Here is a 24863-nt window from a genome sequence, read left to right as displayed (position 1 = left end):
CGTATCAGGCCAGATGGGTGAAGTACAGGTGAGCGCTTTTCTTGCTGAAGTTAAGTGTCTCGCCGTTGTCGAAGTGCACTTCGAACGAGGCCTCGTCTTCTCTCGTCACCGAGCCTGCACCGAAAATGGTATGGCTGACACGGGACGAGTGCCAAAGAGGTTCCCTGGCGCGCCGGGAAACTGCCGTCTGGCCCTCAATCTCTACGCCTTCGCGGTGGGCGTAGCGCAGGCTCACCGATGTAAGCGGAGCTTCCAGGCGGATGCTGTGGGCCTGTGTCGGGTCCCGGTCGTCGAGCCAGCTGCCGAACTCGTCGGCCAGCCCGAAGCAACATTCCTCGATAAATCGGCTGGGGCCCATGTCGCCGTCCAGGTGGGGCTGCCGGCTTTCGGGCCGGCTAATCAGATGGAGCTGCCTGCGGGTTCGCGTCATGGCCACGTAGAGCAGGCGCCGCTCGCTTTCCAGAAAGCTCCGGGCATCGTCCTGTGGCCGGGGGCTGTACGGCAGGTACTTTTCCTGCAGGCCGGGGATAATCACCGTGGGCCACTCCAGACCCTTGGTGCGGTGGATGGTGGAGAGCAACACACCGCCTTCCTGCTTCTCCCCCGCCTGCTGTTTCAGCGCCTTCAGATGGTCGAGGGCGCCATCGGCCGTGACGTCCAGGCTCTTCAGATATTGCCGGAATCCCTGCACCGTATCGATACGTTCCTCGGCGCTGTCGTGGGTCAGGGCCAGGCTGCGAATGCCTTCGTACAGATCGGTGTGCTCGGCGTAGACGCTGATTAACCCCGCCACCGGCCCTGAAAAACCCCGGAGCTGGGACAGCACCTCACCCAGTTTCCTGAGCTTGCGGGCCGCCATCGGGGCCAGGGCATCGAAATCCAGGGCCATCAGGCGCTCGTGCCAGCCGTCGGCGAATCCGGCCAGGAACCGGGCCAGCTGTTCCAGTTCCGGTTCCTTCAGACCAACGTGGGGAAACCGCAGCAGTTGCCGGGCCAGCTCCAGCCGGTCTTCGTCCGGCAGGTTGGCCAACCTGCCCGTCACCACCATCAACAGGGCGGTGATTGCCTGCACCTCTCGGCTGAACAGAGCGCCCTTGCCGGCGTCGATTCGATAGGGAATCTGCCGGGCCAGCAGCTTCAATTCGATCGGCACACTCTGGCTCCAGACCCGGAACAGGATGGCGGCGTCCGAAAGCGACGGCTCCGACAGGCCCTGCAGGATCTGCAGTACCGTTTCGGCATCGCTCTCCGCCCGGTGCAGCGTGATGCCGGTATCGGGCGTGGACGGGTGCGAGTGACACAGTACATCCTTGCGGCCGGTGTTGTGGCAGATCAGATGATTGGCCAGCAGGGCCACGCGATGGCCATAGCGGAAGGTGTAGCTGAGGGTCTGTTCGAGCGGGCTCTCGAACTCATCGCTGAAGCGCCGGAGAATGAACTCCGGCCGGGCGCCGCGAAACTCGTAAATGGTCTGGTCCGGGTCGCCCACCACCGTCACCCGGGCCCGGTCGCCGGCCACGTAGCGCAGCAGCAGGTGCTGTATCTCATTGGTGTCCTGATACTCATCCACCAGAACCAGATCCATCTTGTTGGCCACCAGCCGTTGCAGGGGCGGATTCTGGTGAATGGCCATGACCGGCTCATAGAGCATGTCCGCGTAACTGATCCGGCCCTGGCCCTTGCGCCACTGCTCGAAGCTGTGGAACAGATCAATCAGGTATTTGTGTTTGTCCGAGTAGCCGAGCTCCTCGAATACAATCTCCGCCGGTGACAGAGTGGTTTTCACCCGATCAATGAACCCCGTCGCCGTCTCCACGAAATCCTTCTTGTTGCGTCGGATCTCATCGGCCAGGTCCTCGGGCGCCAGCCTGCGGGTCAGTTGCCAGGCCTGGAAACTGATCTCCTGCTCGGTCAGGATCTTCTCCGAGAACCCCGGCAGATAGCCCTCCCGCACAAATCGCTTGTACAGCCGCAGACCCATGGCGTGGTAAGTCCGGATCTCCGGTAATGCCAACCCGCTGCCGGCACACACCTCCTGAAGCTTGCGCTCGAAATCCACCCGGGCGCTGCGATTGAACATCAGCACCAGAACCCGGTCCGGATCATGGCCCTGCTCCAGCAGATAGCGAATTCGCCAGGCCAGCGTCGAGGTCTTGCCACTGCCCGCCACCGCGGTAATCACCGCATGCTCGTAGCCCGCGGTAATGATCGCCCGCTGCTCGTCGGTGAGGTAATCCGGCAGGTTGCTGGTGTCGGGAATTTGAGGTTCGGTCGGCATGGCCGGTATTGTAACGGCCCGCTGGTAGAGCGGATACCGCTACCGCATAATTGAACCCTCCTCCAAACTTGCTGCCCCCGAAACTGAAAGGTCTCGATAAAATGGAAATGTCTGAATCAATCAACGTACTAGGCGAAAAACTGGAAACCTGCGGCAAGGACCCGGTCACCGGCTTCTACCGCGACGGCTGTTGCAACGTCGGCCCCGATGACTTCGGCCTGCACGCCGTTTGTGCCGTCGTCACCGACGACTTCCTGGAATTCTCCAAAGCCCACGGCAACGACCTCAGCACCCCAAGGCCCGAGTTCGGCTTCGAGGGCCTGAAAGCCGGCGACAGCTGGTGCCTGTGCGCCGCTCGCTGGCAGGAAGCTTTCGAAGCCGGCTGTGCACCCAGGGTGCGGTTGCGCGCGACCCACCGCGCGGCCCTGGAAAAATGCGCACTCGAAGACCTCAAGGCCCACGGCGCCGACCTCAGCTGATGAATCACCCGGGACCGGACGCCGAGGCCGAGGTTGCCCACTGGCGTGACCTCCAGACCAGCCTCACCGCCAATGGCCAGCGCCGACTGGTTTTGATCGAGGGCGATCGGGAAGACGCGCTGCAGTGGCTCCGCCAGCGGCTGCCCGGCCTCGACTTCCACCAGGGCCTGTGGACCGGTCCGAAAGGTGACAGCCCTGACGGCCGCCTGGTGCCAATGGCCCCGACCCGGGCCCGGTCCTGGCTGGGGCGGGAGCTTCCCCTCGTCGTGTGGGACGGCTGGCAAGGCAATCCTCCTGATGATCTGGCCGCACTGACCGGCGCGCTGACGGCCGGCGGCCTGCTGTTCTGGCTGATGCCGCCGCTCTCAGACTGGCGGCGGTTTGCCGACCCGGATTACGCGAGAACCGGGCTGGAGCATGGCGGTGAGCATCCTTTTGCTGGCCGCATGTCGGCCCTCCTTGCCGATCATGAGGCGGTGATCCGGGTCAGCCCGGGCAGGGCTTCCTTGCCACCGATTCCGCCATTGCCCGACGTCCCGTTTGTTGTCGGCACCACCAGCGACCAGCAGCAACTGATACAGCGTCTGGTCCGGTTCGGGCTTGGCCGGCGGCGTCGACCGCTGGTGATTACCGCCGACCGGGGCCGAGGCAAGTCCGCGGCAATGGGTATGGCGGCGGCAGAGCTGTTGCTGAAGGGACGGCAGGACATCGTTGTCACCGCGCCTTCGGCGCAAAGCACTGACACCCTGTTCCGTCATGCCAGCGTCGTCCTCGCCGACGTCCTGACCGAGAGCAGTGACGAGGGGTGGAGCAACGCCAGAGGTGACGAGCAGCTCGGTACCCCCGGGGATGGAAAGTGCCTGGTCACCCGCTCAGGCGCGCGCCTGAGGTTTATGCCGATCCGTTCGCTGCTGGCTTCCAAGCCGGGGGCAGAGGTCATTCTGGTTGACGAGGCCGCCGCGTTGCCCGCGCCGCTTCTCAAAGCCGTGCTGCTGGGCTGGCCCAGGGTGGCGTTCGCCACCACCGTCCATGGTTACGAGGGCGCCGGGCGGGGCTTTGCTATCCGTTTCCGGCAGGTGTTGGATGAAAAAACACCCCAGTGGCAGGCCGTGACGCTGACGGCGCCGGTGCGCTGGGCGCAGAGCGATCCCCTGGAAGCGCTGGTCTCGGAACTGTTTCTGCTGGGCGCGGACGGCGACGTTGGACTCACTCGATCAGAGACAGCTGAAGCGCCTGTCATCGAGCCCTTCCAGCCTGCCCACGCTTCCGACCGGGTGCTTGCGGAGGCGTTCGGGTTGCTGGTGGACGCCCACTACCGCACCAGTCCCGCCGATTTACGGCAATGGCTGGATGATCCCCGTGCGCGCAGCTGGCGCGCAACGCTGAACGGTCGCACCGTCGGCGTGCTCTGGAGTACCGAGGAAGGCGGGTTGTCGCCGGAACTGGCCGGGGAGGTCAGCCTGGGTACCCGGCGGGTAAGGGGCCATCTCCTGGCGCAGTCATTGGCCAGTCACAGCGGCTATCCGGAGGCGGCTGCCCTGAAGGGCCTGCGGGTGGTGCGGGTGGCCGTGGCGGATGAATTCCGGCGCCTGGGCATCGGGCGCCGCCTGGTGGATGCCGCCAGGGTTGCTGCGACCGAGAGCGGTATCGATTACCTGGGTACCAGTTTCGGCGGCAGTGTCGATCTGGTGGCCTTCTGGCAGGGCTGCGGCCTCGGCGTGGCGCGCATGGGCTTGCAACAGGAGGCCTCCAGCGGGGAGTACCCGATCCAGATGATGCGCGGGCTCTCGTCGGCGGGGCTGGAACTGGCGGAGCGCATCCGCAAGCGCCTGGCCAGTCACTGGCTGGCGTTGCTGCCGGACAACTGGCCGGAGCTGGCACCTGAACTGCTGGCGCAAGTGACCGCAGACCTGCCGGGCGGCCCGGCTCCCGATGCCGAGGATCTGCGGGATCTCCGCCAGTTTGCCCACGGGCATCGGGGTTTTGCACTTACGGTTCCGGTGCTGAGAAAACTGGGCCAGGCTCCCGGCGTGATGGTCCGGCTGGCGCAACATCCGTCGCTCGGCCTCTGGTGCCTCGGCGTGATGCAGGGTCGACCCTGGTCCTGGCTGAAGGCCGAGGCTCTGTGTCTGGGCCAGAGAGACGGAGAGGATCGCCTGCGGCAACTGGTTCGCGATCTGCTCGAAAATGGGCCGGAGTTGTGAACGACTCGATTTAATTCCTGCCGGCGCCTGACCAGAATAGGGGTCTTTGCACTCCCACAGAGAACACCTGTTATGGCCAAGGAAATCGGCGCCCCTCGTTTGTTGCTGCTTCTGATTCTGGTTTTCCCATTGCTGTCCGGCTGCGCGTCGAAGGATCCCACGGTCACCCTCAGCCCGGAGGCACTGGCCGAGGCTGATGCCCTGCTGGTTTCAGCGGCGGCCAAGGGCGAGAAACGGCGTGTTGAGTTGCTGCTGTCTGCCGGCGCCAACGTGAACGCCACCGACGCCGAGGGCTATACACCGGTAATGCGGGCCGCGGAGAACGGACACCTGTCGGTGGTGCGAACCCTGCTGGCCGCCGGCGCCAACGTCAATGTCAGCCAGGCGGGAGAATCCGTGCTGATGAAAGTGGTGGCCAGTGGCAATCTGCTGACTGCGGAAATGCTGTTGTCTGCCGGCGCCGATGTCAATTACCAGACCGGGAGCGGCCGCACGGCGCTGGATGTGGCCCGGGCCATCAACCATCGTGACCTGGAAATGCTGCTGGTGCAGGCGGGCGCGAGGCTCTAGTTGAGCGGCTGATGGGAGGCTGGTCAGTCCAGCCCCATCGGATCCGTGGCGTCATTCCACTCCGGGCGGAAGTGGGCGGCCACCACCTCGTCCGGCACCTCGGCCACACCCGCATAGCTCCAGTGGGGGTGAAAATCCTTTTCGATCGCCAGTGCCCGGACGCCTTCCCTGAAATCGGGCCGGCGAAGGCACTCGGTGACCATGGCCAGTTCCATCCGAAGCACGTCCTTGAACGACATCTGCTGGGCCTTTTTCAACTGGGTCCACACCAGCCAGGCCGACACCGGGCATCCGTTTCTGAGGGTGTTCATGCAGCTATGCCACCAGGTGCAATCCACCTCGGCCGCCAGTAACTGATCAACAATCTCCGGCAGTTCGTCACCGGCACTCAGTCGGGCAATCCGCTGTTCGTGCCGTTCGAGATGGCTGGCGGGCAAGGCCCGGTAGTCCGGGGTCTGCATCTGGCCAAGCAGACGGAACAGCCGGTTGTCGTCAGCGGCTCGCTGTCCGGTCCAGCGCTCTGACGCCAGTCTATCCAGCAGGCGGTGGCGATCCTCCGGTTCGATCGCCATGTCGGCAAGGCCGACCCGCAAGGCGTCGGTCACGTTCAGCCGTGCGCCGGTCAGGCCCATGAACAGACCGAGCCGCCCGGGCAGCCGGTTCAGGAACCAGCTCGCCCCCACATCGGGGAACAGGCCGATGGTGATTTCCGGCATGGCCAGGGTTACGTCCGGTGTTACCAGCCGGTAGCGACAGCCGGCAAGCAGTCCCATTCCCCCGCCCATAACCACACCGTGAGCCAGACCAAGAACCGGTTTGGGGAACCGGTGCAGCAGGTAGTCGAGGCGGTATTCCTTGCGGAAAAAGCGCTGTGCCTGGTCCTCGTCCTCCGGCGTGACCATGGCCTGGTAAAGCGCCCGGATGTCGCCCCCGGCACAGAAGGCTCTGTCGCTGGCGCCCTGGATCACCACAAGGCAGATACGGTCGTCCTCGGCCCACCGATCGAGAACGTCCAGCATCTGGTCAACCATCGGCTCTGAAAGCGCATTGAGCCGGGCGGGTGCATTGAGTGTCAGAACGCCAATATGGCCTTCACGACAGGCGAGTTCCTGGGCCTCTGCGGTCATTGAGGGCATCTCCGAAAAATGAAAATAAACCTTGTTGTCAAACTGGTCGTATTCTCTGGTGCGCCGTTACTCTGCATCGGCAATCGTGCCCGCAAAAGAGGACGAACGTCGCACGAGGGTCCTTGACCTATCACATTTGAGGATCTCAGGCTGTGTGCTATAAGTGCAGGCCAGTGTTGGTAAGTGCAAGCCAATCGATTGTTCGGCCTGCGAGGCCGGTTGCACATCCTGATGATAATGATGAGAGGGTAAAGAGAATGAGCTTGAAACACTACGTTGTTGCCGGAATTTTCGCACTTGGTGCGGTCAGCCCGGCCGTCGTTTCCGCAGCGGGCGATGCGGCCGCCGGCAAGTCCAAGGCTGCGGTTTGCGCTGCCTGCCATGGTCAGAACGGCATTGCCCAGATCCCGACCTATCCCAACCTGGCCGGCCAGAACGAGCAATACCTCGTGATGGCGCTCAAGGCCTACAAGAACAAGCAGCGGACCGGTGGTCAGGCCGCCATCATGCAGGGCCAGGCCGCGAACCTGAGCGACCAGGACATTGCTGATCTTGCCGCGTATTACGCGAGCCTGCCCGCAGGCGGCAAGTAAGGCCTTAGTGGGTCAGCGAGCGGCTCAGGCCGCTCCGCTGACAATCCGGTAGCTCGGCCGATAAGCCGAGGAGCCGGGCAGCTTCATCCGGTTCTGGGCCACAAACTGCTCCAGCATTGCTTCCAGTGGCTTGATCAGGCTCGGGTCGCCGGCAATCTCGAACGGCCCTTTCTCCTGAACCTGTCGAATACCCCCTTCCTTGACGTTACCCGCCACGATACCGCTGAACGCCTTGCGCAGGTTGGCGGCAATCAGGTGCACGGGTTGGTCCCGATGCAGCTCAAGGGCGCGCATGTTGTCGTGATTGGGTTCGAAGGGCAGCTGGAAAACCGGGTCGATTTTCAGCATCCAGTTGAAGTAATAGGCGTCCTGCATCGCCCGCCGGAAGGTCTCCACTTCCTTCATACCCTTTTTCATGGTTTGCGCTACCTGCACCGGATCATCAATGATGATTTCGTACTTGCTGGCGGCCTCGTCGCCCAGGGCGTTGCGGATGAACTTGTCGATCATCTCGAAGTATTCCGCGTTTTCCTTCCGGCCGGTGAACACCACCGGGAAGGGCAGGTCGGCGTTATCCGGGTGCAGGAGAATGCCCAGCAGATAGAGGATTTCCTCGGCGGTTCCCACGCCCCCTGGGAACACGATCACGCCATGACCACAGCGCACGAATGCTTCCAGGCGCTTCTCGATATCCGGCATGATCACCAGCTCGTTGACGATGGGATTGGGCGCTTCGGCCCCGATGATCCCTGGCTCGGTGATGCCAATGTAGCGGCCGTTCTTTACCCGCTGCTTGGCGTGGCCGATGGTGGCGCCTTTCATGGGGCCTTTCATGGCGCCCGGACCACAGCCGGTGCAGATGCTCAGGGCCCGGAGCCCGAGCTGGTGCCCCACTTCCTTGCTGTACTGGTATTCGTCGTTGCCGATGGAATGGCCGCCCCAGCACACCACCAGGTCTGGCTGGCGCCCGGCCTGCATCACCCGGGCGTTGCGCAGGATGTGAAATACAAAGTTGGTGATTTCCTCTGGGTCGTCCCGCCGGAAGCCCGCCGCCGATTGCGGAATCGAGTGGGAATAGATGATGTCCCGCAGTACCGAGAACAGATGTTCCCGCAGCGCTCGCAGCATTTCCCCGTCCACAAACGCGTGGGCCGGTGCGTTGATCAGTTCCAGCTTCAGGCCGCGGGGCTGGGGTACCAGGCGTACATCGAAATCGGAGTGGGCCTCCATCAGGGCCTTGCAGTCGTCGGTCTCGATGCCGGTGTTGAGAACGGCCAGGGCGCACTGCCGGAACAGTCTATACAGGCCGCCCTCGCTGCGGTCCTTGAGCCGGTTCACTTCATGGTTGGAGAGAATTTCAAGGCTGCCCTCGGGAGAAACCAGGGCATTGATGGTGATTTCCTGCATTAACGGCGGAGCTCCTGAATGTTTCGGCAATGCCCGATTTTGAGGCATAGAGTCAAAACGGTACACTAAGCGCCTTCCATTTCATACGCCACCCGACGAAATTCCGATCTATGAAACTGCTTATCCGTCCCGCCCCGGAAGTTGCGATCAAGAGCAAGCCCGTCCGCCGCCAGCAGATGCGTCACCTGCGGCAGAATATCCGCAAGCTGCTGGCCCGGCTGGATGCCGAGATCCATGTAGAGGGCAGCTGGGACCGGGTGGATGTGGAGGTGCCGGATGGCCGCGGCCTGTCCGGGCCAGTGATTGAGGCCCTGTTGCGCATCCCCGGCATTTCCACCATCCAGGAAATCGCGGCCTTTCCGCTGGAGAGTCTGGATGATGTGGCCGACAAGGCGGTCGCCGCCTTCGCCGACCGGCTGAACGGCAAGACGTTTGCCGTCAGGGCCCGTCGCCACGGCGAGCATGATTTTCGTTCGATCGATCTGGAGCGGGCGGTCGGTGCTGCTTTAATGCAGGCCTCGAATGCCGCGGGGGTCGACCTCAAGGCGCCTCAGGTGGAAGTGCGGGTGGAGGTTCACGGTGACCAGTTCCACATCGCCCACCGCAAGCATCGCGGGCTGGGCGGCTACCCGCTGGGCAGCGTAGAGAATGTACTGACCCTGGTCTCCGGTGGTTATGACTCCTCGGTGGCGGCCTATCTGATGATGCGTCGCGGCCTGCGTAATCATTTCCTGTTCTTCAACCTAGGCGGCACCGCCCATGAGGTCGGCGTGCGCCAGGTGGTGCACTACCTGTGGGACCGATACGGGGCGTCCCACAGCGCCAAGTTTATTTCGGTGCCTTTCGAGGGCGTGGTGGCCGAAATCATGCGCTCGGTCAGTCACCGGCACTGGGGCGTGGTGCTGAAGCGCCAGATGCTCAAGGCAGCGGCGGAAATCGCCCGCAACAATAATGCGGTTGGCCTGGTGACCGGTGACGCCGTGGCCCAGGTGTCCAGCCAGACCCTGAGCAACCTCAACGTGGTGGACCGAGCCAGCGACGAAGTGGTTCTGCGGCCCCTGGTGTCCATGGACAAGGAATCGATTATTCGCATCGCCCGGGAGATTGGCACCGAGTCCTTCGCCCGAACCATGCCCGAATACTGTGGGGTGATTTCCCAGAAGCCGGCCACCCGCGCGAAACTGCATCGTGTGGAGGAGGACGAGGCTCAAATGGATGCATCGGTGCTGGCGGCCGCCATTGAGGCCAGGGACGAGACGCCGGTGAACCGACTGCTGGATACCACGGTGACCCCGGAGGAGGTGGAGCTGGTCCAGACTCCGGCGGTGGACGATGTGATCATTGATGTACGCCACCCCTCGGAGGGGGAGCAGTCACCGCTGACTCTCACCAACAACGAGATTCTGCACATCCCGTTTTATGAGCTGAACCAGCAGTTGCCGGAGTTGCCGGCGAACCGGCAGTACCTGCTGTACTGTGATCGCGGCACCATGAGCCGCATGCATGCGGGCCATCTGAAAGCCGAGGGGCACGAGAACATCAAGGTCTACGTGCCCGCAGCCTGAACCGTGGGCCGGCCGCGCCATTGACTGCTCAGCCGGCCATGCCCTTGAAGAACTGCTGGACGTTTTCGCTCAGGGCATCCAGGTCATACCCGCCTTCCTGCACCACCAGAGTCGGCAGCCCGAGCTGGCGGATATGGCTGCTGAGCCGGCAGAAGCCCTCGGACGAGACCGATACCTTGGCCTGGGGGTCGTTCTTGTAGATGTCGAAACCGAGGGTCAGGATCAGGGCATCCGGCTGATACAGCCTGATGGCGGCCAGGGCCTCGTCCAGTCTGGCAAAGAAATCCTCTTCCGATGAGCCGTGGGGCATGGGCAGGTTGATGTTGTAGCCAAAGCCCTCGCCTTCACCCCGCTCGTTTTCGAACCCGGTCACCACTGGGTAGAAGTTGGTGGGGTCGCCGTGGATCGAGATATACAGCACATCGCTGCGGTCGTAGAAAATCTCCTGAATGCCCTGACCATGGTGCATGTCGGTGTCCAGAATCACTATCCGTGGGAACCGATGCTTCATGTGTTCGGCGGCGATGGCGGCGTTGTTGAGATAGCAGAAGCCACCAGCGGCATCCCGGCGGGCATGGTGACCCGGTGGGCGACATACGGCGTAAGAGGTCCTGTCGCCGGCGATCAGGGCATCCGCGGCGCCGAGCGCACTCTGGGCCGACCAGTAGGCGGCGTGCCAGGTGCTCTCACCAATGGGACAGCTGCCGTCGGCCTGGTAGCGGGCGGCCTCGGCGAGGATGCCGGTGAGATGGTTGGGGGATCGAACGAAGATATTGGAGATGACCTCGTCGCCCCAGTCGCCCATGGCTACCCAACGCCGATGGGCGGATTCCAGGAAACGCAGGTAACCGAGGTCGTGAACTTTCGAGATCGGTCCGGCGCCCTGGTCGGCAGGCTGGAGCACGGAAATGCCCATCTGTTTCAGGCCGCTCAGCATCTCACCCGTCCGGTCAGGCACCTCCTGGGGTTGTCGCATCTGCCCACGGGTAAAGTAAGTCTTGGGAATATGCTGGTCCTGAGCGGGATGGAAAAATGCCTTCATTGTCCGGCCTCCTCAATGTTTGATCTTCCGAGTATAGGCACAGTCCGGGGATGATCAAAAGCCTGCCCTTGACTTTACAGCCTGAGATACAACATCCACTATGAAAGACATAATTTGACGACGCAACCTGACACCCTGATCGGCGCCCGTGTGGCGGGCGTGGGTCAAGACGAGCATAAGAGGAGCCGAGATGATCGAGTCACCCCTGCTGCACAAGCTGACCGGCTATATCGGCGGTCGCTGGACGGACAACGCGCACGGCAACACGTTTGACGTATACAACCCGGCAACGGGCAAGGTGATTGCCCAGGTGGCCTCCATGTCAGAGGAGGAAGTAAAGGACGCCGTTGCCGCCGGCAAATCGGCCCTGCGACTGACCAGTCCCTACAGCATCGAGACCCGCCGCAAGTGGCTGGAAGACATCCGTGATGCCCTCAAGGCCAACAAGGAAGAAGTCGGTCGCATTCTGTGCCTTGAGCACGGCAAGCCCCTGCACGAAGCCCAGGGTGAGGTGGATTATGCCGCGGGCTTCTTTGATTACTGCTCCAAGCACATCCAGGCCCTGGATGCGCACACCATTCCTGAGAAGCCCAAGGACTGCACATGGACGGTTCACTACCGGCCCATCGGTGTGGCCGGACTGATCACGCCCTGGAACTTCCCGATTGGTATGATCGCGAAGAAGCTGTCTGCGGCGCTGGCGGCCGGCTGTCCGTCGGTGATCAAGCCGGCCAGTGAGACCCCGCTGACCATGATTGCGCTGTTCACCCTGATGGACAAACACACCGACATGCCCGACGGCATGGTCAACCTGGTGATGGGCAAGGCCAGTGTGATCGGCAAGGTGCTGTGCGAGAGTCCGGACGTACCCATGCTCAGCTTCACCGGCTCCACCGAGGTAGGTCGCAAGCTGATTCTCGACACCGCCGAGCAGGTCAAGAAACTGGCTCTGGAACTGGGCGGCAACGCCCCGTTCATCGTGTTCGAAGACGCCGACCTGGACGCGGCGGCCGACAACCTGATCGCCAACAAATTCCGTGGGGGCGGTCAGACCTGCGTGTGTGCCAACCGGATTTTTGTGCACGAGAAAGTGGCGGATGCCTTCGGCGAGAAGCTGGCCGAGCGGGTTAACAAGATGACCGTGGGCGACGGCATCAACGGTGACGTGGACATCGGCCCGTTGATCAACAAGGCCGGCTTCGACAAGGTGAAGCGTCACCTTGAAGATGCCCTGGAGAAAGGCGCCCGGCTGGTTGCAGGCAAGCAGCCCGGTGAGCTGGGTGACGGCCTGTTCTTCCCACCGACGGTGGTACACGGTGTAAACCGCGATATGTGCTGCTACCAGGAGGAAACGTTCGGTCCGCTGGTGCCCATGGCGCTGTTCCGCACCGAAGAGGAAGTCATCGACGCCGGTAACGACACCGAGTTCGGCCTGGCCTCCTACGTGTTCACCAACGACCCGGAGCGTGCCCAACGCGTGGCCGCCGGCCTGCGTTTCGGCCACTGCGGCTGGAACACCGGCACCGGCCCGACGCCGGAAGCGCCGTTCGGTGGTATGAAGGCCTCGGGTATCGGCCGTGAAGGTGGCCTGGAAGGTCTGTTCGAGTTTGTGGAAGCGCAGACAGTGCCGAGAGGTTTTTAACGAGAGAAACCATCCCCGAAGCGAGACAAGCGCGGGGGCGGGGCTCTGTTCAGGACTGTCTGTGGCCAGGGATGGCCACAGCCAAGCGCACATGGGTGAGCCTAGCGATTTAGAAGCGAAGCTTCGCGCGCAGGCGAACGACAGCAATCTATGATTGCTGGCTGGACCCGCTTGCGGGTGCTCGTAGCGTGTCCTGAACAGAGCCCCGCCCTCGTGCGCTCCCCCCAGGAAGAGGGCTAACCCAGGCCCAAAAGCAATCCCGCATTTCTCCTGTTATACTCGTGAACCTGTTTATTTAGCCAGTAGCGAACCGATTCCCTATGGACGTCTCCCACATCATCGATCCGTTGAACGATGCCCAGCGCGAAGCTGTCACCGCCCAGAACGATCACCTGCTGGTGCTGGCCGGCGCCGGCAGTGGCAAAACCCGTGTGCTGGTGCACCGGATCGCCTGGTTGATGACTGTGGATCGGGTGCCGCCCACCGGCATACTGGCGGTGACTTTTACCAACAAGGCCGCCAAGGAGATGCGTTACCGCATCGAGCAGATGATGCAGATCCCGGCGCGGGGGCTGTGGTTTGGTACCTTCCACGGTATCGCTCACCGCCTGCTGCGTTCGCACTGGAAAGACGCGGGCCTGCCCGAGAACTTCCAGGTGCTGGACAGCGACGACCAGCTGCGGCTGATCAAGCGGGTGATGCGGGAGAACCAGATCGACGAGAGCAAGTGGCCGCCGAAGCAGGCCCAGTGGTTTATCAACAGCCAGAAGGACGAGGGGCTGCGGGCGGACCACATTCAGGAAAATCCGGGCGATCAGTTCCTGTCGATCATGCTGAAGATCTATCGGCAGTACGAGAAGCTGTGCCAGCAGGGTGGGCTGGTGGATTTTGGCGAGCTGCTGTTGCGCTCCCACGAGCTGTGGCTGCATCGCCCGGAGCTGCTGGCCCATTACCAGGGGCGGTTCCAGCACATTCTGGTGGACGAGTTCCAGGATACCAACACGATTCAGTACGCCTGGCTGCAGGTTCTGGCCGGGAACCGGGTGCCGCTGACGGTGGTGGGGGACGACGACCAGTCCATTTACGGCTGGCGAGGTGCGAAGATCGAGAACATCCAGCAGTACCAGCGGGATTTCCCCAACTCGCGGCTGGTGCGCCTGGAGCAGAATTACCGCTCCACCCAGACCATCCTGAAGGCCGCCAACGCGGTGATTGCCAACAACCAGGGCCGGCTGGGCAAGGAGCTCTGGACCGATGGCCCGGAGGGCGAACCGATCAGCCTGTATGCGGCCTTCAACGAGCAGGACGAGGCCAACTACATCGCCGACAGCATTTCCGCCTCGGTCCAGGACGGCAACCTGCGTAGCGAGTGCGCCATACTGTACCGATCCAACGCCCAGTCCCGGGTGCTGGAGGAGTCGCTGATGCGCCAGGGCATTCCGTACCGGGTGTACGGGGGCCTGCGCTTCTACGACCGGCAGGAAATCCGAAACGCCCTGGCGTATCTGCGCCTGGTGCAATACCGGCGCGATGACGCGGCCTTCGAACGCGTGGTGAATGTGCCGCCCCGGGGCATCGGTGCCAAGAGCCTGGCGGAGCTCCGTGAATATGCCACCGAGCAGAGCATTTCCCTGTGGGAATCCGCCGAACGGCTGCTGGACGCGGGGCAGGTGAAAGGTCGTGCCAAGACCGGCTTGCAGGCGTTTATCGCCATCATCGAAAAGCTGTCCGGCATGGTGGGGGATGCAACCCTGCATGGGTTGATGAAGCAGACCATCGAGGACAGTGGCCTCAAGGATTACCACGCCAGCGAAAAGGGTGAGAAGGGGCAGGCCCGGGTGGAGAACCTTGAGGAACTGGTCAACGCCCTGTCTGACTATGAAGTGGAGGACGGTGTCGATCCGCTGGCGGAGTTTATTGCCCAGGCGGCCCTGGATGCCGGTGAAGCCCAGGCGGAGGCCCACGAGGACAGCGTGCAGCTGATGACCTTACATTCCGCCAAGGGCCTGGAGTTTCCGATGGTGTTCCTGGCCGGTGTCGAGGAGGGCCTCTTCCCCCACGGCATGTCCCTCGAGGAACCCGGCCGCATGGAGGAAGAGCGCCGCCTGGCCTATGTGGGCATTACGCGGGCCATGAAAAAGCTGGTGCTTACTTACGCGGAATCCCGGCGTCTGTACGGTCAGGAGAAGTTCAATGCGTTGTCACGCTTCGTTCGGGAAATCCCGGGTGACTGTCTGCAGGAGGTGCGGCTGCGCAATACTGTGACCCGGCCGGCGATGGTGGAGCGTCCCAACGAGAGTCTGTTTGCCCAGGATTCGGCCCAGCAATCAGGCTTCAGCCTCGGGCAGCGGGTGCGCCACCCCAAGTTTGGCGAGGGGATCGTGATGAACTCTGAGGGCACCGGGCACCATACCCGGGTGCAGGTGAACTTTGATGAAGGGGCCAAGTGGCTGGTTTTGGCTTATGCGCCTTTGGAGGCCTGCTAGATTCCGCGCGTTGAGTTGGTGGCACCGGTCTTACATCAAAACCGCGTAAATCACTCCTGCGAGCACAATTCTGTAAATCACATACGGCCACATCCCCACCTTGTTCAGCCATTTCAGGAAGAAGTGAATCGCTGTGATGGCCATCAGGAATGAGGTTACTCCGCCGATCAGAAAACCACTCCAGTCGACGATCACATCCGAAGTCGCTACTTCGAGCAGTTTTACCGCCGATGCCAGCACGATGATGGGAATTGCCAGCAAAAACGAAAACCGGGAGGCGGTTTCGCGGGTCATGCCGAGGAACAGGCCGGCGGTGATGGTAACGCCGGATCGGGAGGTGCCGGGGACCAGTGCCATGGCCTGGGCGATGCCGACCAGGACGGCGTCTTTCCAGTTGAGTGCGTCCAGGGTGCGTTGGCGTTTGGGCAACCAGTCTGCAACGCCCAGCAATAGGCCGAAGAACAGAGTGGTGAAGAAGATGACTTCCACGGCCCGCAGTTCGTTGTCGATCATATCCAGCAGCGCCAGGCCGGCGAGGCCCGCCGGGATAGTGCCCAACACCAGGTACCAGGCCAGGGCACCCTGGCCTACGATTTTGCGACGGGAGACCGAAATCAGGCCGTCCCGGGCAATGCCGAAGACGTCCTGGCGAAAATACAGCACCACGGCCAGCAGCGTGCCCACGTGTACGGACAGATCAAAGCCCACGCCCTGATCGGTCCAGCCGAACAGCGCCGGCGAGAGGATCAGGTGGGCGGAGCTGGAGATGGGCAGGAATTCGGTCAGTCCCTGGAGAAGGCCAAGGAAGAGGGCCTGGAAAACGTCCATTGTGTGGATTCCGTCAGGTTCGGTGCGTCAGAAATGTCGGCGCGATATTAGCAGGGTGGGCGTGAGCTGAACAGGTAGTGGGGTGAGGTCAGCACCGTGACTGAAAACACGGTGCTGACCACCGGGGTTTAGGCGGGAAACCGGTCCCGGGTGCGATTGGCTATTTTCACCAGCATCAGCATGAGCGGTACTTCCACGAGCACTCCAACCACAGTAGCCAGCGCTGCCCCCGATTGCAGGCCGAACAGTGCAATGGCTGCTGCCACCGCCAGTTCAAAGAAATTACTGGCACCAATCATGGCGCCCGGTGCTGCGATGCAATGGCGCACTTTCCAGAGCCTCGCCCAGCCGTAGGCCAGGAAGAAAATCAGGAAAGTCTGAACGATGAGTGGTGCGGCGATCAGTACGATGTGAAGGGGATTGTTCAGGATCACTTCGCCCTGGAAGGCGAACAGCAGTACCAGGGTGACGATCAGCGCCGCCGGGGTGACCGGGCTGAGCCGTTTCATGAAGACATCGTCGTACCATTGCTGACCGTGGCGCGAGATCAGGGCGCGACGGGTCAGGTAGCCGGCCGTCAGCGGAATCACGATGTACAGCACTACGGACAGAAGCACAGTATCCCAAGGCACCTGTATGTCCGAAATGCCTAGAAGGAAAACAACAATCGGCGCGAAGGCGAACAGCATGATGATGTCGTTCAGCGATACCTGCACAAGAGTGTAGGCAGCATCGCCTTTGGTCAGGTAACTCCAGACGAACACCATGGCGGTGCAGGGCGCCGCACCCAGCAGAATGGCGCCGGCCAGGTACTCGCTGGCCAGCCCCGGCGCGATCCAGGGCTCGAACACCACCATCAGGAAGAACCAGGCAATGGCAAACATGGTGAACGGCTTGATCAGCCAGTTGACGATGGTCGTGATCGCCAGGCCTTTGGGTTCTTTCCGCACACCGACCACCGCACTGAAATCAATCTGCGCCATCATCGGGAAAATCATCGCCCAGATCAGAATGGCGATGGGAATGGAGACCTGCGCGTACTCGAAACGGGACAGGGTTTCCGGCACCACGGGTGCAAACTGGCCAAGGGCCACGCCGGCGATGATGGCCAGAGCCACCCACACCGACAGGTACCTGCCGAACAGGTCCATGCCTTCGCCGGAGCCTTCCGTCTCGACTATGTCTGAGTTGGTAGTCATGTTGCCAGGATTCCTTTACTCGTGAAGATGCGGTGACTATTATGCACAAATATAGATATGCGTGAAAACGAATATATGGAAGTTCAGATATGAAGCGCCGTGTTTTATTCGTCTGTACCGCCAACAGTGCCCGTTCCCTGATGGCAGAAGCCTTGCTCCGGGACATGGCTGGAGACCGGTTTGAAGTGGCCAGCGCCGGCACAGAGCCAACGAGGCCCCACCCTATGGCACTGCAGGTGCTTGAGGAAGCCGGCCTGTCTACAGAAGGCTTACACAGCAAGCAACTGGCCGATGTGCAGGGACAATACTGGGATTATGTGATCACCCTGTGCGAAAAAGCAGCGAACGAGTGCGGTACGGTCTGCCGGCCTGCCCAGCAGATTGCCTGGGATTTTGCCGATCCGGTGCCGGCAAACCGCCATGCCACCTTTGCCCTTACTCTCAAGGAAATCAGGGAGCGCATTGCGCTGTTCGCGCTGGTCCACCAGAAAGAAACGGGACCGAAACCCGCAAGCTATGAGCCGGTCACGGTGTTCAAGGCTCTGGCCGACGATTTTCGCCTTGCGGCGCTGCTACTGATCCGCAGCCAGAGACAACTCTGCGTTTGTGAGCTTACCGAAGCCTTTGAGGCGCCCCAGCCAAAGGTCAGCCGGCATCTGGCCACCTTGCGGGATGCGGGACTGCTGGCAACAGAGCGCCGTGGTCAGTGGATCTATTATTCCCTGAATCCAGGCATTCCCCAGTGGCTGGCCCGGGTGCTGGAGGAAACCGCCAGCCATAACGGCGGATTGATAGAGAACCCACTTGCGCGATTACAGGCCATGGCAGACCGCCCGTCTGTCCAATGCCTGTAGGGCCGGCGCGGTTTTATCTACGGAACAGGTTTATCTGGAGCAGACTATGAGCAAGATCAAAATAGGCATTAACGGATTCGGCCGTATCGGCCGTCTGGCGTTGCGGGCCGCCTGGAACTGGCCGGACCTGGAGTTTGTGGCGATCAACGACCCGGGTGCCGATGCCGCCACTCTGGCTCATCTGCTGAACTTCGACAGTGTGCATGGCCGCTGGGCGCACGAAGCGGAATCCGACGGCACTGCCGTCGTGATCGGCGGCCAGCGAATCCGCGTGACCCACAACAAAACCATCGGCGAAACCGACTGGTCTGGTTGCGATCTGGTAATCGAGGCCAGCGGCGTCAACCGGAAGGTTAGCGCGCTTCAGGCCTATCTGGATCAGGGCGTGAAGCGGGTGGTGGTGACCGCGCCGGTGAAAGAGCCGGGCGCCAAAAACATTGTCGTGGGTGTGAATGATGAGGTTTTCGACCCGGCCACTGACCGTATTGTGACCGCCGCCTCCTGCACCACCAACTGCCTGGCGCCGGTGGTGAAGGTGATTCACGAGAAGCTGGGCATCAAGCACGGCTCCATCACCACCATCCACAGCCTGACCAACACCCAGACCATCATTGATGCGCCTCACAAAGATCTGCGCCGGGCGCGGGCCTGTGGCAGTTCACTGATTCCTACCAGCACCGGTTCGGCAACTGCAATTATCGAGATCTTCCCGGAACTGAAAGGGCGCCTGGACGGCCACGCCGTTCGGGTGCCACTGACCAACGCGTCGCTGACCGACTGCGTATTCGAAGTGTTAACGCCTACCGATCGCGCGGCGGTGAACCGGTTATTGAAGGAAGCCGCCGAAGGCGAGCTCAAAGGCATTCTTGGGTATGAAGAACGCCCCCTGGTGTCCATTGATTACCGGACCGACCCGCGCTCGTCCATCATCGACGCCTTGTCGACCATGGTGGTCAACGGCACCCAGGTAAAACTCTACGCCTGGTACGACAATGAGTGGGGGTACGCCAATCGCACCGCCGAGCTGGCGCGCAGAGTGGGCTCTGCCTGACATGACAGCCGCCATCCGCCAGTACCTGGTGATCACCGGCAACTACTGGGCCTTCACACTCACTGATGGCGCCCTGCGGATGCTGGTGGTGCTGCATTTCCACCAGTTGGGTTACTCGCCCCTGCAAATCGCCCTGCTGTTCATCTTCTACGAATTCTTCGGGGTGGTGACCAACCTGGTGGGCGGTTACCTGGGTGCCCGCATGGGGTTGAACCGCACCATGAACATCGGGTTGTTCCTGCAGATTGTGGCGTTGGGCATGCTGGCAGTCCCGGCGGCGATGCTCACCGTGCCCTGGGTGATGGCGGCCCAGGCGCTGTCAGGGATTGCCAAGGACCTGAACAAGATGTCCGCCAAGAGCGGCATCAAACTGCTGGTGCCGGATGAGCAGCAGGGCACGCTGTACAAGTGGGTGGCGATTCTCACCGGTTCGAAGAATACGTTGAAAGGCGTCGGCTTCTTCCTGGGTGGTGTGCTGCTGATGGCCGCCGGCTTCAAGGGTGCTGTGATCATTATGGCCGTGGCGCTGGGTATGGTCTGGCTGGCCAGCCTGTTCCTGCTGGGGCAGGATCTGGGCAAGAGCAAGGCGAAGCCGAAATTTAGCGAGATTCTCTCAAAAAGCCGGGCCATCAATGTGCTCTCGGCGGCGAGGATGTTTCTGTTCGGTGCCCGGGATGTCTGGTTTGTGGTGGCCTTGCCGGTATACCTGCACACGGTCTTTGGCTGGGATTTCTGGCAGGTGGGCGGTTTTATGGCCACTTGGATTATCGGCTATGGCTTTGTCCAGACGGTTGCGCCGCGGATTACCGGCAACATGGAAGGCAGCCAGCCTGCTGTGCTTTGGGCAGCAGCGCTGGCATTGGTTCCCGCCGCCATTGCTGTTGGCCTGATTGCGGGTTGGCCACCCCAGATCGTGATTGTTGGTGGCCTGCTGTTGTTTGGCGTGCTGTTTGCCGTCAACTCGTCCCTGCACAGCTATCTCATCGTTAGCTACGCCCGTGGCGATGGCGTGTCGCTGGATGTGGGCTTCTATTACATGTCGAACGCTGCCGGGCGTTTGCTGGGCACCATTCTGTCCGGGTGGGTCTACCAGGCCTGGGGATTGGAGGCCTGTCTGTGGATATCGTCCGGGCTGGTGGCCACGGCTGCGCTGCTGTCCCTGATGTTGCCGGAACGGCGGCCAGTGGCAGCCTGAGCACACCTCAGAACCGAACGGCCAGCCCGGCGGCGGCTTCCACCTGCAGGTAGCCGCTGCTGTCGAACCTGACTTCGCAGCCGCCGGAGCAGAACGCGGAACCTCCCGGGTTCAGTGCTGTGTAAACACCGCGCAGGTTCAGCCTCAGGCGCAGCTGCTCGGTCAGGAAGAACTGGTAGCCACCGCCCTGAGACAGCGCGGCCCGGTGGTGGGTTTGGTACCCGGAATCGTCCGGCTCGAGTCGGGTAACGCCCGGTACACCCGAGACAAACTCGCCGTGATTCTGGCCACCGGGGAAATACAGTACGCCGAACTGCTCATGCGGAAACCTGCAAACGGTGCCAGGCTGACCTCGGCGGCTACCGGCGGGGCGATGACTGCAGATGCCAGGGCTAACGCGGTAATGGATCGACGCTTCATACATCCTTGGCCTGTGTGGCTGGTTGTTGGCAGGACACTATGCAATGGTATAGCCGTTACGAACGTTGGCGAACCCCGGTGATGCTATTTTGACAGATTTGGTGCTGGATAATCTCGGCGTTGGCACTCTGAGCCCTGTGTCTTTGACGGTGCCCGGCGGGCAAGTTGTCTGCCTGTCGGGCCCCTCCGGCAGTGGCAAGAGTCGCCTGCTCCGGGGCGTGGCCGACCTTGAACCGCACGACGGCAGGGTTTTCCTGGGTGACACCGCCCAGCTGGATGTTCCCGCACACCAGTGGCGAAGCCGGGTGGTGATGGTGCCGGCGGACAGTCAATGGTGGTTTGATGAGGTGGGTGGGCACTTCCCGGATGCTGCGAAGGCAGGTTTGCCTTCAGCGCTGGGCTTTTCGGCCGAGGTGATGAGCTGGTCGGTAAGTCGGCTGTCGTCGGGTGAACGACAGCGGCTCGCGCTCTGGCGTGCCCTGAGCCTTCAGCCCGAGGCTCTGCTTCTGGACGAACCCACCGCCAATCTGGACAACGACAGCACGAGAACCGTTGAAGCCTGGCTGCTCGACGAGATCCGGAAGCGGAAGATCGCGGTGCTCTGGGTTGCCCATGACCCCGGGCAGATCCATCGGGCGGCAGATGCCCACTACCGGATTCACGGCACCAGCCTGGAGCGCGTTCATGGAAGTGATTGATCTGGCGTGGTGGAAACTGGGCCTGGCGGCACTATTGATTCTGGCGCTGGCGGCAACCGGGTACCTGGCCCGGCTCGGCATCACCCGGGGCCTGTTGGTGGCCGCGACTCGCACGATTATTCAGCTGGCGCTGATCGGATTGGTGCTGGAAGCCTTGTTCGAATCTTCCGCGTTTTACTGGATTGCCCTGCTGGCGTTGGTCATGCTGTTGGTGGCCGGTCGGGAGGTGGTTGCACGCCAGGGGAGAAGACTGCAGGGCTGGTGGGCGTTCAGTATCGGCACGGGTGCGATGTTCGTGTCGTCCTTTGCCGTGACGATACTGGCCCTCACCGTGGTGATCGGCCCCGAACCCTGGTACGCCCCGCAATACGCCATCCCGCTATTGGGCATGATGTTGGGTAACACCATGACCGGTGTCAGCCTGGCGCTGGATCGGTTGAATGAATCAGTCTGGCGGCAACGGGCGGTTATCGAGAACCGGTTAATGCTGGGCCAGACCTGGCAGCAGGCTCTGGAGGATATCCGGCGGGACGCCATGCGCAGCGGTATGATGCCGTCGATCAATGCGATGGCGGCCGCCGGCATTGTCAGTCTGCCGGGCATGATGACCGGTCAGATCCTGGCGGGCAGTCCACCGGCAGTGGCGGTGAAATATCAGATTCTGGTAATGCTCATTATTACCGTTGGCACCGGCTTCGGGGCCATCATGGCTGTTTCCTGGGGTGGTCGGAGACTGTTTGATGATCGGGAGCGTTTGCGGCTCGATCGGTTGGTGAAGTCCTGACCCGGTCTCCGGTTTGCCAACCCGACATCCGTCCAAATCCCCCGGGATATGTCTCGCCAGAAACCAAAGTAGCATGGGCGAAACAGCCCCCGTGAAGCTAGGCTTGGTCCATCGCTCGCCTGAAAGACAATAAAAATGATCGACCTGCTAAAACGCTATCCGCTTCCTGTAATAGTGCTGGCCCAGCTTTTTGGTACCTCCCTGTGGTTCAGCATCAATGGCGTCTGGCTGTCCTTGTCTGCGGAGCTGGGCCTGACGGAGACCGACCTTGGCCGGCTGACTCTGGCGGTCCAGGCCGGGTTCATCGCGGGCACCCTCACGATCGCCGTGACCGGTCTGGCGGACCGCTTCGGCGCCAGCCGGATCTTTGCCCTGTCGAGTCTGCTGGGAGCGCTGGTGAATGGCGGGTTTATCTTCGCCGCCGGCTCGCCCCCCCTGGATTTCCTCCTTCGGTTTGCTACCGGTCTTTGCCTGGCCGGTATCTACCCCCTGGGCATGAAGATGGTCATTGCCTGGACCCCGAAATACGCCGGTGCCGCCCTGGCCTGGCTGGTGGGCATGCTCACCCTGGGTACGGCGCTGCCTCATCTGATGCGAGGCGCTACCCTTGGCATGCCCTGGGAGTGGCCACTAATGGCGGCCTCCTGCCTGGCCCTGATGGGCGGCGTACTGGTGTTTTTGCTGGGCGACGGCCCGCATCTGCCGAAAAGCAGTGGCCGATTGCCGCTGAGTCAGGGATTGGCGGCGCTGCGAATCCCGGGGTTCCGGGCCGTGGCCGGGGGTTACTTCGGTCACATGTGGGAGCTCTATGCGTTCTGGACGCTGGTGCCTCTGCTGATCAGCCGGGAGCTTGAGCGTCTCGGGCAGGGGGATGCGCTGGTTCCCTGGCTATCGTTTGCCGTCATTGGCATTGGTGCTGCGGGGTGTGTGGGTGGCGGCAGCCTCAGCCGGACGCGGGGCAGTGCCTGGGTCGCCCGGCGGGCGCTGATGGTGTCTGGCGTTTTCTGCCTGGTGTACCCCTGGTTGGGCAGTTTGGCTCCGGTATTGCTCATTGCATTGCTGATTGTCTGGGGCATTGCCGTCGTGGCCGACTCGCCCCAGTTTTCAGCCCTGGCGTCGGCAACCGCGCCCCGGGAGTCGGTGGGCTCCTCCCTGGCGGTCATGAACGCCGTCGGTTTCGGGTTGACCTTGCCGGCGATCTGGCTGACCAGTGGTCTTTGGAACGGATTCGGAGTGTGGGTGGTCCTGCTGTTGTTCCCAGGCCCGGTCTTCGGTCTCTGGTCGCTGTCCCGTTATACTCAACACAAAGAATCGGGCCCGTGATACGGCTGTCCGGGACTCTCGGGTAAGGACTCGACATGGCATACTTCAGCAAGCATTACCATAATCCCGGCACCGCGCCGGGTACCCTCGTTGGCAAGGCTGACGGCGGTCGACCGGTCAACATCCGCGTGCTTGATTACACGGGGGAAGAGGTTGAGGAAGTCAGCCTGGCCAATGCCGCTGACTGCCGGGCGTATCTCGCCCGGGATTCGAACACCTGGGTGCAGGTTAACGGGCAGGCCGACCCGGATACTCTGAGAAACCTGGGGGATCTGTTCGACCTCCACGATCTCGCCCTCGAAGACGTGCTCAATACCGGGCAGCGGCCGAAGATCGAGCTCTACGATGATCAGCTGTTCATTATCGCGGCCATGCCGCTGTATGACGGTGAGAATCTGGAGATCGTCCAGATCAGCCTGTTCGTAGGCCGGAATTACCTGATCTGCCTGTGTCCCCTGGATGAGGATCCGTTTGAACCGGTTCGTAAACGCATGCGGATGCCCAACAATCGCCGGTTTACCACGCGGGATGTGGACTATCTGCTCTATGCGTTGCTGGATCTGATCATCGATTCGGCCTTTCCGGTCCTGGAACAGTTTGGCTACCAGCTGGAAGAGATGGAAACCGACCTGCTGGAGCGGCCAAACCAGCAAACCCTGAGCCGTATCCACGGATTGAAACGGGAGCTGCTTCTGCTGCGGCGTGTGCTCTGGCCCCAGCGTGAACTGCTCACCACGTTGATGCGCACCGAGGACGAGCTGATCAACGCCGGCACCCAGGTGTATTTCCGGGACTGTCACGACCACAGCGTGCAGATCATCGAACTGCTGGAAAGCTTCCGGGAGATGGCCACCAGTATGCTGGATATCTACCTCTCCAGCATCAGCCAGCGCACGAACGAGACCATGCGGTTGCTCACCATCATCGCCACGATTTTTATCCCACTGACGTTTGTGGTGGGCATCTACGGCATGAACTTCGAGCATCCGGACAGCCCCTGGGCGATGCCGGAACTGGGCTGGTACTACGGCTATCCCATGGTGTGGTTTGTGATGATGGGGATCACTGCCTGTCTTTTGTGGTTCTTCAGGCGCCGCGGCTGGATCTAGGGCTGGCCG

General features: G+C 61.9%; 21 protein-coding genes. 14 read left to right on the top strand and 7 right to left on the bottom strand.

Going from position 1 to position 24863, the window contains the following annotated elements; genetic code table 11:
- Window positions 1-4: 4 nt before the first annotated feature.
- Window positions 5-2278 carry an ATP-dependent helicase gene (locus BM344_RS09160; protein ID WP_091988607.1) on the bottom strand — a complete coding sequence of 758 codons (2274 nt, stop codon included), beginning with the start codon at window positions 2276-2278 and terminating at the stop codon, window positions 5-7.
- Window positions 2279-2379: 101 nt separating this feature from the next.
- Here BM344_RS09160 and BM344_RS09155 point away from each other — a divergent pair, with 101 nt between their 5' ends.
- The 3 genes from BM344_RS09155 to BM344_RS09145 all read left to right on the top strand — a co-directional run bounded on the left by BM344_RS09155 (window position 2380) and on the right by BM344_RS09145 (window position 5531).
- Window positions 2380-2757, top strand: coding sequence for a DUF2237 family protein (locus BM344_RS09155; RefSeq protein WP_091988604.1), 378 nt, complete (start codon window positions 2380-2382; stop codon window positions 2755-2757).
- Window positions 2757-4961: a tRNA(Met) cytidine acetyltransferase TmcA gene (locus BM344_RS09150; protein WP_091988601.1), complete on the top strand. Its 2205-nt coding sequence runs from the start codon at window positions 2757-2759 to the stop codon at window positions 4959-4961. The genes BM344_RS09155 and BM344_RS09150 overlap by 1 nt, the downstream gene beginning before the upstream one ends.
- 72 nt (window positions 4962-5033) lie before the next feature.
- Complete coding sequence (locus BM344_RS09145) at window positions 5034-5531, top strand: ankyrin repeat domain-containing protein (RefSeq protein WP_091988599.1); 498 nt, start codon at window positions 5034-5036, stop codon at window positions 5529-5531.
- 23 nt (window positions 5532-5554) lie between these two features.
- On the opposite strand, the gene BM344_RS09140 is transcribed toward BM344_RS09145, so the two are convergent.
- Window positions 5555-6658: an enoyl-CoA hydratase/isomerase family protein gene (locus BM344_RS09140; protein WP_091988596.1), complete on the bottom strand. Its 1104-nt coding sequence runs from the start codon at window positions 6656-6658 to the stop codon at window positions 5555-5557.
- Window positions 6659-6915: 257 nt separating this feature from the next.
- On the opposite strand from BM344_RS09140, the gene BM344_RS09135 reads away from it, so the two are divergent.
- Window positions 6916-7251, top strand: coding sequence for a c-type cytochrome (locus BM344_RS09135; RefSeq protein WP_091988594.1), 336 nt, complete (start codon window positions 6916-6918; stop codon window positions 7249-7251).
- 24 nt (window positions 7252-7275) lie between these two features.
- Here BM344_RS09135 and ppnN read toward each other — a convergent pair whose 3' ends face one another.
- The gene (ppnN, locus tag BM344_RS09130; RefSeq protein ID WP_091988591.1) at window positions 7276-8658 is read right to left on the bottom strand and encodes a nucleotide 5'-monophosphate nucleosidase PpnN; all 1383 of its coding nucleotides are present in this window, start codon (window positions 8656-8658) and stop codon (window positions 7276-7278) included.
- 110 nt (window positions 8659-8768) lie between these two features.
- Between ppnN and thiI the strand changes: the two genes are divergently transcribed.
- Entirely contained in the window at window positions 8769-10223 is a 1455-nt protein-coding gene (gene thiI, locus BM344_RS09125) for a tRNA uracil 4-sulfurtransferase ThiI (protein ID WP_091988588.1), read from the top strand.
- Between the two features lie 28 nt (window positions 10224-10251).
- Here the strand turns inward: thiI and BM344_RS09120 are convergent, their stop codons facing one another.
- A complete protein-coding gene (locus BM344_RS09120; RefSeq protein ID WP_091988586.1) occupies window positions 10252-11265 on the bottom strand; it encodes a histone deacetylase family protein in 1014 nt (337 codons plus the stop codon).
- 190 nt (window positions 11266-11455) lie between these two features.
- On the opposite strand from BM344_RS09120, the gene BM344_RS09115 reads away from it, so the two are divergent.
- Entirely contained in the window at window positions 11456-12907 is a 1452-nt protein-coding gene (locus BM344_RS09115; protein ID WP_091988583.1) for an NAD-dependent succinate-semialdehyde dehydrogenase, read from the top strand.
- A gap of 320 nt (window positions 12908-13227) precedes the next feature.
- Window positions 13228-15393: a DNA helicase II gene (gene uvrD / locus BM344_RS09110; protein WP_091988582.1), complete on the top strand. Its 2166-nt coding sequence runs from the start codon at window positions 13228-13230 to the stop codon at window positions 15391-15393.
- A gap of 30 nt (window positions 15394-15423) precedes the next feature.
- Here the strand turns inward: uvrD and BM344_RS09105 are convergent, their stop codons facing one another.
- Window positions 15424-16221, bottom strand: coding sequence for an undecaprenyl-diphosphate phosphatase (locus BM344_RS09105; RefSeq protein WP_091988579.1), 798 nt, complete (start codon window positions 16219-16221; stop codon window positions 15424-15426).
- Window positions 16222-16349: 128 nt separating this feature from the next.
- Complete coding sequence (arsB, locus tag BM344_RS09100) at window positions 16350-17420, bottom strand: ACR3 family arsenite efflux transporter (protein WP_091988577.1); 1071 nt, start codon at window positions 17418-17420, stop codon at window positions 16350-16352.
- Between the two features lie 89 nt (window positions 17421-17509).
- On the opposite strand from arsB, the gene BM344_RS09095 reads away from it, so the two are divergent.
- Genes BM344_RS09095 through arsJ form a run of 3 tightly spaced genes read left to right on the top strand, consistent with a single transcriptional unit; the run spans window position 17510 to window position 20520 of the window.
- A complete protein-coding gene (locus tag BM344_RS09095; RefSeq protein WP_091988574.1) occupies window positions 17510-18274 on the top strand; it encodes a metalloregulator ArsR/SmtB family transcription factor in 765 nt (254 codons plus the stop codon).
- A gap of 46 nt (window positions 18275-18320) precedes the next feature.
- Entirely contained in the window at window positions 18321-19325 is a 1005-nt protein-coding gene (locus BM344_RS09090) for an ArsJ-associated glyceraldehyde-3-phosphate dehydrogenase (protein WP_091988571.1), read from the top strand.
- A gap of 1 nt (window position 19326) precedes the next feature.
- The gene (gene arsJ / locus BM344_RS09085; protein WP_091988569.1) at window positions 19327-20520 is read left to right on the top strand and encodes an organoarsenical effux MFS transporter ArsJ; all 1194 of its coding nucleotides are present in this window, start codon (window positions 19327-19329) and stop codon (window positions 20518-20520) included.
- Window positions 20521-20527: 7 nt separating this feature from the next.
- On the opposite strand, the gene BM344_RS09080 is transcribed toward arsJ, so the two are convergent.
- A complete protein-coding gene (locus BM344_RS09080) occupies window positions 20528-20944 on the bottom strand; it encodes a hypothetical protein (RefSeq protein ID WP_228143585.1) in 417 nt (138 codons plus the stop codon).
- A gap of 85 nt (window positions 20945-21029) precedes the next feature.
- On the opposite strand from BM344_RS09080, the gene BM344_RS09075 reads away from it, so the two are divergent.
- From BM344_RS09075 to corA, 4 genes are all read left to right on the top strand, one after another.
- Entirely contained in the window at window positions 21030-21638 is a 609-nt protein-coding gene (locus BM344_RS09075; protein ID WP_091988566.1) for an ABC transporter ATP-binding protein, read from the top strand.
- Window positions 21625-22422, top strand: a complete 798-nt coding sequence (locus tag BM344_RS09070; RefSeq protein ID WP_091988563.1) for an ABC transporter permease — start codon at window positions 21625-21627, stop codon at window positions 22420-22422. The genes BM344_RS09075 and BM344_RS09070 overlap by 14 nt, the downstream gene beginning before the upstream one ends.
- A gap of 135 nt (window positions 22423-22557) precedes the next feature.
- Window positions 22558-23745, top strand: coding sequence for an MFS transporter (locus tag BM344_RS09065; RefSeq protein ID WP_091988560.1), 1188 nt, complete (start codon window positions 22558-22560; stop codon window positions 23743-23745).
- Window positions 23746-23780: 35 nt separating this feature from the next.
- A complete protein-coding gene (corA, locus tag BM344_RS09060; protein WP_091988558.1) occupies window positions 23781-24854 on the top strand; it encodes a magnesium/cobalt transporter CorA in 1074 nt (357 codons plus the stop codon).
- The last annotated feature ends 9 nt before the right edge of the window (window positions 24855-24863 follow it).

Origin of the sequence: Marinobacter gudaonensis, from assembly GCF_900115175.1 — a bacterium.
Classification (GTDB): domain Bacteria; phylum Pseudomonadota; class Gammaproteobacteria; order Pseudomonadales; family Oleiphilaceae; genus Marinobacter; species Marinobacter gudaonensis.
The sequence above is the reverse complement of the archived record's forward strand: the minus strand, read 5'-3'. Positions and strand labels throughout refer to the sequence as shown.

Coding starts and splice junctions, on each gene's coding strand:
- BM344_RS09160 (WP_091988607.1), bottom strand. CDS start 2,278: ATGCCGACCGAACCTCAAATTCCCGACACCAGCAACCTGCCGGATTAC.
- BM344_RS09155 (WP_091988604.1), top strand. CDS start 2,380: ATGGAAATGTCTGAATCAATCAACGTACTAGGCGAAAAACTGGAAACC.
- BM344_RS09150 (WP_091988601.1), top strand. CDS start 2,757: ATGAATCACCCGGGACCGGACGCCGAGGCCGAGGTTGCCCACTGGCGT.
- BM344_RS09145 (WP_091988599.1), top strand. CDS start 5,034: ATGGCCAAGGAAATCGGCGCCCCTCGTTTGTTGCTGCTTCTGATTCTG.
- BM344_RS09140 (WP_091988596.1), bottom strand. CDS start 6,658: ATGACCGCAGAGGCCCAGGAACTCGCCTGTCGTGAAGGCCATATTGGC.
- BM344_RS09135 (WP_091988594.1), top strand. CDS start 6,916: ATGAGCTTGAAACACTACGTTGTTGCCGGAATTTTCGCACTTGGTGCG.
- ppnN (WP_091988591.1), bottom strand. CDS start 8,658: ATGCAGGAAATCACCATCAATGCCCTGGTTTCTCCCGAGGGCAGCCTT.
- thiI (WP_091988588.1), top strand. CDS start 8,769: ATGAAACTGCTTATCCGTCCCGCCCCGGAAGTTGCGATCAAGAGCAAG.
- BM344_RS09120 (WP_091988586.1), bottom strand. CDS start 11,265: ATGAAGGCATTTTTCCATCCCGCTCAGGACCAGCATATTCCCAAGACT.
- BM344_RS09115 (WP_091988583.1), top strand. CDS start 11,456: ATGATCGAGTCACCCCTGCTGCACAAGCTGACCGGCTATATCGGCGGT.
- uvrD (WP_091988582.1), top strand. CDS start 13,228: ATGGACGTCTCCCACATCATCGATCCGTTGAACGATGCCCAGCGCGAA.
- BM344_RS09105 (WP_091988579.1), bottom strand. CDS start 16,221: ATGGACGTTTTCCAGGCCCTCTTCCTTGGCCTTCTCCAGGGACTGACC.
- arsB (WP_091988577.1), bottom strand. CDS start 17,420: ATGACTACCAACTCAGACATAGTCGAGACGGAAGGCTCCGGCGAAGGC.
- BM344_RS09095 (WP_091988574.1), top strand. CDS start 17,510: ATGAAGCGCCGTGTTTTATTCGTCTGTACCGCCAACAGTGCCCGTTCC.
- BM344_RS09090 (WP_091988571.1), top strand. CDS start 18,321: ATGAGCAAGATCAAAATAGGCATTAACGGATTCGGCCGTATCGGCCGT.
- arsJ (WP_091988569.1), top strand. CDS start 19,327: ATGACAGCCGCCATCCGCCAGTACCTGGTGATCACCGGCAACTACTGG.
- BM344_RS09080 (WP_228143585.1), bottom strand. CDS start 20,944: ATGTATGAAGCGTCGATCCATTACCGCGTTAGCCCTGGCATCTGCAGT.
- BM344_RS09070 (WP_091988563.1), top strand. CDS start 21,625: ATGGAAGTGATTGATCTGGCGTGGTGGAAACTGGGCCTGGCGGCACTA.
- BM344_RS09065 (WP_091988560.1), top strand. CDS start 22,558: ATGATCGACCTGCTAAAACGCTATCCGCTTCCTGTAATAGTGCTGGCC.
- corA (WP_091988558.1), top strand. CDS start 23,781: ATGGCATACTTCAGCAAGCATTACCATAATCCCGGCACCGCGCCGGGT.